Annotated in this window: 10 protein-coding genes; 3 read left to right on the top strand and 7 right to left on the bottom strand. The window is 68.7% G+C overall.

Annotated features, from left to right (window positions below):
- Positions 1 to 389: 389 nt before the first annotated feature.
- The 6 genes from AC061S_RS15485 to AC061S_RS15460 form a co-directional block, all read right to left on the bottom strand.
- On the bottom strand, positions 390 to 1,214 hold the full coding sequence (locus tag AC061S_RS15485; protein ID WP_478686514.1) for an IS5 family transposase: 825 nt from the start codon (positions 1,212 to 1,214) through the stop codon (positions 390 to 392).
- A gap of 650 nt (positions 1,215 to 1,864) precedes the next feature.
- Positions 1,865 to 2,083: a transposase family protein gene (locus tag AC061S_RS15480; protein ID WP_478686513.1), complete on the bottom strand. Its 219-nt coding sequence runs from the start codon at positions 2,081 to 2,083 to the stop codon at positions 1,865 to 1,867.
- The gene (locus AC061S_RS15475; protein ID WP_478686520.1) at positions 2,080 to 2,340 is read right to left on the bottom strand and encodes a hypothetical protein; all 261 of its coding nucleotides are present in this window, start codon (positions 2,338 to 2,340) and stop codon (positions 2,080 to 2,082) included. Before AC061S_RS15475 ends, AC061S_RS15480 begins: the two co-directional genes overlap by 4 nt.
- Positions 2,341 to 2,390: 50 nt before the next feature.
- Positions 2,391 to 2,702: a helix-turn-helix domain-containing protein gene (locus tag AC061S_RS15470; RefSeq protein ID WP_478686512.1), complete on the bottom strand. Its 312-nt coding sequence runs from the start codon at positions 2,700 to 2,702 to the stop codon at positions 2,391 to 2,393.
- Between the two features lie 72 nt (positions 2,703 to 2,774).
- Complete coding sequence (locus AC061S_RS15465) at positions 2,775 to 3,224, bottom strand: hypothetical protein (protein ID WP_478686511.1); 450 nt, start codon at positions 3,222 to 3,224, stop codon at positions 2,775 to 2,777.
- Positions 3,225 to 4,435: 1,211 nt separating this feature from the next.
- Positions 4,436 to 5,158 carry an SDR family oxidoreductase gene (locus AC061S_RS15460; RefSeq protein WP_478686510.1) on the bottom strand — a complete coding sequence of 241 codons (723 nt, stop codon included), beginning with the start codon at positions 5,156 to 5,158 and terminating at the stop codon, positions 4,436 to 4,438.
- 96 nt (positions 5,159 to 5,254) lie between these two features.
- On the opposite strand from AC061S_RS15460, the gene AC061S_RS15455 reads away from it, so the two are divergent.
- Both AC061S_RS15455 and AC061S_RS15450 read left to right on the top strand, forming a co-directional pair.
- Positions 5,255 to 6,214 carry an AraC family transcriptional regulator gene (locus AC061S_RS15455; RefSeq protein ID WP_478686509.1) on the top strand — a complete coding sequence of 320 codons (960 nt, stop codon included), beginning with the start codon at positions 5,255 to 5,257 and terminating at the stop codon, positions 6,212 to 6,214.
- Positions 6,215 to 6,775: 561 nt separating this feature from the next.
- The gene (locus AC061S_RS15450; RefSeq protein WP_478686508.1) at positions 6,776 to 7,234 is read left to right on the top strand and encodes a GNAT family N-acetyltransferase; all 459 of its coding nucleotides are present in this window, start codon (positions 6,776 to 6,778) and stop codon (positions 7,232 to 7,234) included.
- Positions 7,235 to 7,314: 80 nt separating this feature from the next.
- On the opposite strand, the gene AC061S_RS15445 is transcribed toward AC061S_RS15450, so the two are convergent.
- Entirely contained in the window at positions 7,315 to 7,842 is a 528-nt protein-coding gene (locus AC061S_RS15445) for a TetR/AcrR family transcriptional regulator (RefSeq protein ID WP_478686507.1), read from the bottom strand.
- 267 nt (positions 7,843 to 8,109) lie between these two features.
- Here AC061S_RS15445 and AC061S_RS15440 point away from each other — a divergent pair, with 267 nt between their 5' ends.
- A complete protein-coding gene (locus tag AC061S_RS15440; protein ID WP_478686506.1) occupies positions 8,110 to 8,976 on the top strand; it encodes a siderophore-interacting protein in 867 nt (288 codons plus the stop codon).
- Positions 8,977 to 9,037 lie beyond the last annotated feature (61 nt).

Raw genomic sequence — 9,037 nt, 5'->3', positions numbered from 1 at the left:
CCGCCGCCTCCACGGTGAGATAGGCCACGTCCCACCCGTCGAGTACGAGACCGCCTACTACCTCACGACCACAAAACCGCAGGTCACAACCAACAACTGAGATCTCTACCGAACCCGGAACGGTTCAGAGACCTCCGCGGAGCCGGTTCCGGCCGGCGTCATGGTGGTGCCGCGCCATCGTGAGGGGCTCTCGGCCCGTGTGCTGCCGCAGGAGTATCAGCGGATCGTGGCCGTGCTGGAGTCGGAAGCGGCCGGTGGTGGGGTACGGGCCAGGCATCTGACCGCGGCCCTGGGCCGGGAACAGGTTCCGGCGAAGATCGAGTGTGTGAGGTCGATGGCTAAACGGCTGGTGGGACGCGGGTGGGCGGTGGAGCAACAGCCCGGGCTGTTCACCGTGGGTGCCGGGTCAGAGCCCACGGCTGTTGCGTGAGAGCGGGGTGTCTGCGGGCGAGGCGGCGTCCCATGGTCATGGTCATGGACCAGATGACCATCGTTTCGTGGGTGGCGGGCAGGCGTTCGTAGTCGCGGACCAGGCGGCGGCGGTGCATCAGCCAGGCCAGGGTGCGTTCGACGACCCAGCGTCGGGGCAGGATCACGAAGCCTTTCTGGCCGTCGCTGCGTCTGACGATGGTCAGTGCGAGGTGGAGAGCGTTCTTGGCCCAGTCGACGAGCTGGCCAGCGTAACCGCTGTCGGCCCACACCACAGCGATTTCGCGGTGGAGTTCCCGGAGCCGTTCGAGGAGGGGTGCGGCCGCGTCCCGGTCCTGCACGGATGCAGCGGTGACCGTCACGGCCAGGAGCAAGCCGGTGCAGTCCACGGCCAGGTGGCGCTTGCGGCCGCCGACCTTCTTGCCCGCGTCCCAGCCGCGTGATCCGGCGCCGACGGTGTCGGCGGCCCGCAGAGACTGCGAGTCGATGATCGCGGCCGTCGGCTCCGCCTGCCGGCCCTCCAGCTCTCGGACCCGGGACCTGAGCCGGTCGTGGAACTCGGTGATCAGACCCTGGCGTTGCCAGCGGCGGAAGAACGCGTAGACCCGGTCCCAGGCCGGGAAGTCGGCGGGGATCGCCCGCCACTTGATGCCGTTGTCGAGGAGGTAGCGGACCGCGTCGAGTATCTGCCGGTGGCAGTAGCCCTCCGGCTGCCCGCCCCTGCCCTCCAGCCACGCCGGAGGCGGCAGCAGCGGACGGATGACCGCCCACTCCGTATCCGTCATGTCCGACGGATACCTGGGAACCCGCTGGCCGTGATCGGCGGCATTCCCGTACGCGTGCGCGAGGCAGTCACACGATGGGACGGCGGGGTTGGACGCGGTGGGCGCGGACGAGGGAAACTGCGGCAACAGGGTCTCCTGGAGCTGCTCGGATGGGGTCGCACCCCCGAGTGGCTATGACGACTTCTTGGGGGTTCTGGCACAGATCTTGGGGAGTCGTCGCGGAGCGTTACATCCGGCCCGATCGTACGCGTTGTACGCGGATGCACTAATCCCCCCAGGGAGTTACAGCTCCGATGGAGCAAACTTGCAGGTCAGGTCATGACCGCTGCAAGGAACGTAACCCTCCGGATGTGAACGGAAGTTGCGACAAGAGTCGCCGATCCGGACATCTCTGGCACGACTGTTATTAGATCTACATAAGATGACCTGGTAAAACCTCGCACAACCCGCCATCCAGCATCGGCAGCGGCCTCTCTGTCCGCCGATCACCGAAACAGCGCGGCGGGGGCGGGGGCGGCCTGGTGGTACTGCCCCCAGCCCGTCATTGAGTGCGTGATTTCCGCTGGTCAGCTGGTCAGCGGGGCTGGCGTGACGTCCGGGTGAGGTCCTCGTGCTGTTCGGGAGCGAGATCGTGAGCGCGAGATCGTCCGTCACGGCTGTACTTCGGTGTTGGCCAGGACGAGCAGGGCCCGCAGGAGCTTGGTCGCGTTGCGGGCGTTCATGCGGAGCTTGGCCAGGATCCTCCAGTTCGTGAGGTTCGCGAAGCCGTGCTCGACTGCGGCCCGTTCGCGGCTGACCAGCTTGTTCGCCTCCTCCTCGGCCACGGTGAGGCGGTGGGTGCGGGTGGCCTTCCGGCCGGTGATGATCACCGTGTCGTCGTCGGGGTCGTCGTCGAGGCCGATGAACCTGAGAACGCCAAGGCACCGAGTCCGGCTTCCCGCAGGTGTCCGGTGATCTTGTCGTGGCGGGCGGCGGTGATCTCGCCGGAGCGGCCCGGCTTCGCCGAGGAGATCCAGTTCAGGTTGCCCTTGGCGTCGGTCAGCGCGAGAAACGGCAGGCCATGGGACTTGTGCTTGCCAGAATAGTTCTTCCGGTTGCCCTTCCCGGTGCGGCGGCGGGTGCGGATCAGGGTGCCGTCCAGCAGGGCAACGACTCCGCCGGAACGTCCGGCCTCCTTCAGCGCCCGGTCCAGCCGCGGGGCCGGGACCGGACCGCGAGGAGTTCGATGACTTCCTGCACCCAGCGGCGCACGTTGGGGGCGGAGATGTCGTTGCCGCCGGCCATGTCGGCCAGGCGCGGGTCGTGACGGAGCACGGCGAGGACGATGACCGCCTGGCTGCCGGGATCCGCCTTGCGCCAGCGGGAGCGCATCTGGTTACGGCGCCCGCGTATCAGACCGGCGATCAGATCGATGGCCCGCTTCGACAGCGGGAGACGAACCTTGTAGACAACATCGTGAGAGCCCTCGGCGGGCTGATATGTCTTCACAAACGCACCAACTACTGCCGGGGGCCCTCGCGTTACTGCTGGAACCAGTCGGACCACCGCCGTCAGTGGCAGTCAGCGCGGCAGGTAGCGGCCCGATCCGGTCCGGGCGACCCAGCCCCGGTCTGCGAGCTTGCGCAGCTGCCCGCGGACCGGCTCGACCTTCCCCGGCGTCGTCTCACGGCCCAAGGCGATCGCGACATCCTTGGCCATCACCGGCCCGTCCGCACCGGCCACGATCTCCATGATCCGCTGATACTCCGGCGTGAGGACCTCCACCCCCATGCCCTCTGCGCGATCCGGCACCAGCCGCATCCCACCCGCACCCGGCCCTACCACCACCCGCTCCGGCTCCGGCTCCGGCTCCGGCTCCGGCTCCGGCTCCGGCTCCGGCTCCGGCTCCGGCTCCGGCTCCGGCGACAAGATGCCCGCCCGCCGCCGCCCACCATCGGTCGCATCGACCCACTGCCCGAACACCACCTCAGCGGCCTCCAACCGGGCCACCTCCGCCTCGAGCCCGGCCAACTCCTTACGCAGCAGCTCAGCGCGTTCCGCCAGCTAAACCCGCCGCTCGACCGTCCACGTCAGCACGTCCGTCATGCACATCCCTCCCGCCGCAGAACCTACGCAGCGCCGCGAAGGGCTCGCCCCAGAACCCGCGAGAACACCCATGCCGGACGATCACGTGCTAACGATCTCGCTCCCGAACAGCACGAGAACCCCACCGGAGCAAGGTCCCAATCAAGGCCATCCCCGGCTAGCTGATCCCGCAGCTTGCGCAGCTCGGGCACCTGGCCCGAGATGAATTGATCTGGGGTCAGGCGCTGGTGCAGCTCCGGAACGGATACGGCAGCTCCGTCCAACCGTCCGCGCATCAGGTCCACCAAGCTGTTGATCTCTCGGCATGATCCGCGAGCCGGCGCCCACGGACGCCCCGGCCGCTTGGTCCCCACCGCTACCCCCTTGAGGTGTTGTCCTCCGAACAACCTGGTGTTGTACGGCGGACAACATCCACCCCTTCGAAACATTGCACCGCAGGTAGATCCTCAATCTGTTCCCGCACCATCCGAGGCCCTCGTAGCCCAGCCGTGCAGGCTGGCCCTTGCTCAGGCGTCAGTCCCCGACTACAAATCCCCTCAACCGCTACCAGTGAACGCCGACGGCAGAACCACCGCAGGTTCCTGATCGTCAGCAGATCCAGCTCGGTCGCCACGGCGAGCGTCTCCCAGACCTCGGCGGCCACAACCTCGTTGGAGGAGGCTGAGGCGGCGACGGTGTTCTCGAAAGAGGACGTCGGAGTGGACCGAGTCCCACGTGCCGTCCATGCACCGGCCCTGGAGGGACAGCAGGAGGTGGTCGTGGAGCAGGGGGCATCCCAGCTCGTGATTCATGGTGGCGGAAGCCGGCGGCGACCAGGCCGCCGGACGTCCGTCCGGACGGACGCACGGACGGACGGACTCCTGCGCGGCGGGAGGATCTGCTCGACGGCCCCAACCCCCCTGACCTGGAACCGCCACACCCCGAGACGACCTCCACGGAGCGACCACAGGTAGGGCAACCTCTGTGGCCATCAGCTGACGCCGACACGCCAGGGGGCTTCCAAGCCTCATCAGCATTCCGGCATCAGCGACAGGCGGCTGCTCCTGCGACTCGTCTACGGATGGTCTCCGTTCCTCCCTACACAGGCAGCGGCCGAAACTGTCGGACCGGGCTTGTCGGTCCGACAGCAGCCGATGTCAGGCCAGGGCGGCTCCGCCGTCGAGGGTGAGCACCGTGCCGGTCGCGTAGCCGTTGCTCAGGAGGTAGAGGTAGGCCGCCGCAGCCTCCTCGGGGCTGCCGACGCGCTGCACGGGAAGGCCGCTGCCCTGCGCTTGAAGGAAGGCCTCAGGGTCGGGCACGGTGCTGTCCCACAGCTCGGTGCGGATCGCGCCGAGGCGGACCGCGTTGACCCGCAGTGGGGCGAGTTCCAGGGCCAGGGCCCGCGTCAGACCCTCGACGGCTGCTGTGATGCTTGCGCCGAGCGATGCTCCGGGGGCGGGCCGGGTGGCGAAGGCACCGGAGGTGAAGGTGATCGAACCGCCGGGACGGAGCTTCGGCGCCGCGTACTTCGCGGCGAGCACGGCACCCCAGAAGCGGCGCTCGAAGAACGCTCGGGACTCCTCGGCGGTGAGGTCGGCGAGCGGCTTCAGCAGCAGGGACTCGCCCGCCGTGTAGACGAGATGGTCGAACGCGCCGATCCGGTCGAAGAAGGCGGCGAGCGCGGCCTCGTCGGCGACGTCCAGCACGATGCCTTCGGCCGGGCCACCGAGCTTCTTCACCGCCAGGTCGACCCGGCCCCTGCTGCTGGAGGCGACGACCACGTTCGCGCCCTGAGCCGCTGCGGCCTGCGCAACGGCGAATCCGATGCCGGAGGTACCACCAATGACGACGACACGCTGGGTGTCTGATGTGTTGTTCATAGCGAGGACGCTACGTGTCACGACCGAGACCATGAATGGCCTGAAGTCTTGATTCTGTGTCTGATCGTCTCGATCTCGGCACGGTATCGTGCGTGGATGGACATACTCAGCGACACGCTCGCGGCCCTGCGCACCGGGCGCCCGTCCGTTGTCCGTACCGACGCGCAGGCGCCGTGGGGGGTGCGCTTCCAGCCCATCGCGGGAGCCGGATTCCACGTCGTCGTCGAAGGGCACTGCTTTCTCCTGCCGGTCGGCGGCGATCCGATGGCCCTGGGCCCCGGTGACGTCGTGTTCCTGCGGCGCGGCACCGATCACGCCATCTGTGACGCGGTCACCAGCGAGCTGGTCGCCTTCGAACCCGACCGCGTCGACACCTCCTCGCCGATCGGGAGTTTCACCATCGAGGGCGACGGCGACGGCGACGGCGCTCGCAGCGTGCTGGTATGCGGGGCCTACCACCTCGACATCGACCGGCCGCATCCGCTGCTCGGCGACCTCCCGGAGGTCATCCACCTCCCGGCCAGCCCCGGTCGCCATCCGGCGCTGCGCTCGGCGGTCGACCAGCTCTGCGCCGAGCTCCACCAGCCCCAGCCGGGTTCGGACTCCGTGGTCACGACGCTCGTCGATCTGCTGCTCCTCTACATTCTGCGGTCCTGGTACGCCGAGTTGCCCAGGGAGCAGACGCAGGGCTGGGCCTCGGCACTGAACGACCCGCTGATCGCCCCGGCACTGAAAGCGATCCACGACGACCCGGCGCATCCATGGACCGTCGAATCGCTGGGGAGCCGGGCCGGGCTGTCGCGTGCCGCGTTCGCCCGGCGGTTCACCACGGTCGTCGGCGAGCCGCCGCTCAGCTACCTGACGACGTGGCGGATGGCCATCGCGGCGCGGATGCTGCGCGAGACGGCCGACTCCCTGAACGCCGTGGCCCAGAACGCCGGCTACACCTCGGAATTCGCGTTCGCCAAGGCATTCAAGCGGCACTTCGGTGCCCCGCCTGGGGCATATCGGCGGGAGCGGCGGACGACGTCGGCTTCGCTGTCGGCACCGGCTTGAGCGTACGACGCCGGCGCCGCAGCTCGCGTTACGGCACGGGCGGGGGCCGTCACCCCGTACGCAACGTACGCCTCCCTGCCCGTCATCACCGAAGCCCACCACGGCATGTCCGGACGCGGGCGGAGCAAAGGGCAGAGCAGAGGACGGCCGAGGAGGCTCACGGGTGGCGGAGGAAGAGCGGTGACAGGCGTTTCGGGATCCGCTGCCCAAGGAGAACGCCCAGGACCGGAACCAGTGACTCACCAACGTCCGCAGGCCCGGCGGGCTGGGCAGGAACCCTGTCCGCGCCCGCATGCGAGCCGTAGGACTCGCCGCCCTCGATCCGGACTGAACCCACGGCGCCCCGCCTGAGCGCGATCGTCCCCGGAGTGACCCGCCACGGCGAAGACATCGGACGCTGGCTCGACTCACAACGCCGCGACTGGGACCAGGCTGAACACGCCGCACTCGCCGACCTCGGCGTCGACTGGGCATAGTCGATACGCACGCTCACAACAATGTCGATCGCCAGACCTGTCCCGCACCCAGGCCGGGCCGGGCCTTGCCACGAGAGGGAACACCGTGTTCGTCGCCTTCGTCCAGGTCGAAGAAATTCTGGATCTCCGCCAGCAGGTCCTGCGGCCCGGGCAACCCCGCCGGAGCGCCCTCACCGAGGCCGACCTGCTCCCGGACACCTTCCACCTCGCAGCCCGCACCGACAGCGGCGACCTCGCCGCCTGCGCCACCTTCAGCATCGAACCCCTGCCCGATACCCCCGCCCTGGCGCCCTTCGCGACCGAGGGGGTATGGCGGCTCCGCAAAATGGCCAGCGCTCCGCAGGCCCGCGGACAGGGCTTCGGCGGGGCCGTACTCCGCGCCGGCCTCGACGCCTGCACGGCACGCGGCGGCCTACTCGTCTGGTGCAGCGGCCGCATCGCCGCCACCGGCTTCTACCAACACCACGGCTTCACCCCCGTCGGCGACCAATACACCATCGCCGGCATCGGCCAACACCACCACTTCATCCACGAACTCCCCTAGGCCGACCGGAGTCAGCCGGGGACACCGCAGCCGGTACGACGGCAGCAGCGACGGTAAAGGGCCACCAGCCAGACCGAGAATCAACAGTGGCGTAGCAGGGCTGTGGCGAGTTCTGCCTGCACAGCCTCGCGGTCCGGCGGGTTCGGCGAGGCGAGGCCGCGCAGGATCAGGCCCGCCACAAGGTCGTGGGCGGCGCGAGCGGTCATCGGGTCCGTGAGGCGGGTCAGTCCTGTGATGGAGAGTTCGGCGAAACGGGCTGCCGTCGGCCGCAGGGCAGGGCGCCGCAGTGCGGCCAGGTAGAGCTCGTACTGGATGACGGCGTGCTCGCGCTGGGGGCCGAAGCAGTCCATGGTCATGTCGGTGAGGACGACGATGAAGCCGTCCCGGTCCAGGGCGCCCGCCGGGCTGGGAAGAGCCGATTGGAAGTCGGCGTACGCGTCCACGGCGCGTTCCAGCGCCAGGTGGATGAGGTCGTCCAGAGTCGTGAAGTAATACGTCGTGGAGCTCAGCGACACACCCGCCGCGTTGGCCACGGCCCGGTGCGTCAGCCCGTCGATGCCCCGTTCGGCGATGAGCGTCTGAGCCGCTGCCACGATGCGTTCGCGCATCTGCGGATCCCGGCGGCGCCGCCTGCCTGCTCCCTGTTCTGTAGCCATCGCCATCGTCACCACCCCCTTTCCCATTTCCTGCCTATTTCCTGCCTTTCGGGCCCTTCCCGTGGCCCCACGTACTGCCGGGGGCCGGGTCTCGCCGCACCGCACTTTTTCAGTACTCATGTACTGTAATAAGGTACGAAAGTACTCTATAGGGATTGTGGTGGCACGTGAACACCACCACCGGGGTACCGAACGACGAACCCGAACCGAGAGACACCCATGACGCCCCCTTCTCCCGCTCCGCCCGTCGAGCCGTTCCAGTTCTTCGATCTGCGTGTCCTGCGGACGCGCCGCCTCAGTCAGTCGCTGATCCGGATCACCTTCGGTGGGCAGGATCTGAAGGGCGTCCGCTCTGGCGGCTATGACCAGAGTTTCTCCCTCTTCCTTCCGCATCCGCACCAGAACGCCCCCGTCGTACCGGCGGGAGAAGACTGGTTCGCCGACTGGCAGGCGCTGCCAGAGGAGGAGCGGGCCCTGAGGCGCTCGTACACGATCCGGGAGCAGCGCTACGGGCCGGACGAGATCGACGTCGACTTCGCCCTCCACCAGGGCGGTGACATCGGCCCTGCCACCCGCTGGGCCTTGTGTGCCGCGCCCGGCGACCGGGTGACGATGCAGGGCCCTGCAGTCGCCGACAACGTAGGCGTGTCCTTCAGCATGCCCCCGGGAACCGACTGGGTGCTGCTGTTCGCGGACGAAACCGCCCTGCCCGCGGCCGCGGCCATCCTCGAACGCCTCCCTGCAGGCCTGAAGGTCAGAGCGTGGATCGAAGTCCCCCACCCCGACGACCAGATCACCCTGCCCACCCCGGCCGAGGCAGAGATCACCTGGATCGTCCGGGAGGGCGAGAGCTCCAGCCGGACCGACCGGGCCCTCGAGAGGATTCGCTCCGCCGAGCTGCCCGAGGGCACCCCGTACACGTGGATCGCCGGGGAAGCCCGCACGATCCGCGCACTGCGCCACCACCTCGTCCACGACCGCACCATCGACCGCCGGTCCATCACCTTCTGCGGCTACTGGCGCCTCGGCCTGGACGCGGAGCAGCTCCTGACCCAACTCGACGCCCAGATCCCCGCCGACGACTGAGCCGCAACTCCCCCAAAGCCATGGCGCGGAGCTCCTCGGGGTCGCGGATACGGCTCAGCGG

Source organism: Streptomyces sp. CA189, from assembly GCF_056428985.1.
Note: the sequence above shows the minus strand (reverse complement) of the source record. Positions and strands in the feature narration are given on the sequence as shown.

What these genes read in the sequence shown, in the direction of transcription:
- AC061S_RS15455 (WP_478686509.1), top strand. Translation starts at nt 5,255, where the DNA reads ATGGACATACTCAGCGACACGCTCGCGGCCCTGCGCACCGGGCGCCCG.
- AC061S_RS15485 (WP_478686514.1), bottom strand. Translation starts at nt 1,214, where the DNA reads ATGACGGATACGGAGTGGGCGGTCATCCGTCCGCTGCTGCCGCCTCCG.
- AC061S_RS15440 (WP_478686506.1), top strand. Translation starts at nt 8,110, where the DNA reads ATGACGCCCCCTTCTCCCGCTCCGCCCGTCGAGCCGTTCCAGTTCTTC.
- AC061S_RS15460 (WP_478686510.1), bottom strand. Translation starts at nt 5,158, where the DNA reads ATGAACAACACATCAGACACCCAGCGTGTCGTCGTCATTGGTGGTACC.
- AC061S_RS15445 (WP_478686507.1), bottom strand. Translation starts at nt 7,842, where the DNA reads ATGCGCGAACGCATCGTGGCAGCGGCTCAGACGCTCATCGCCGAACGG.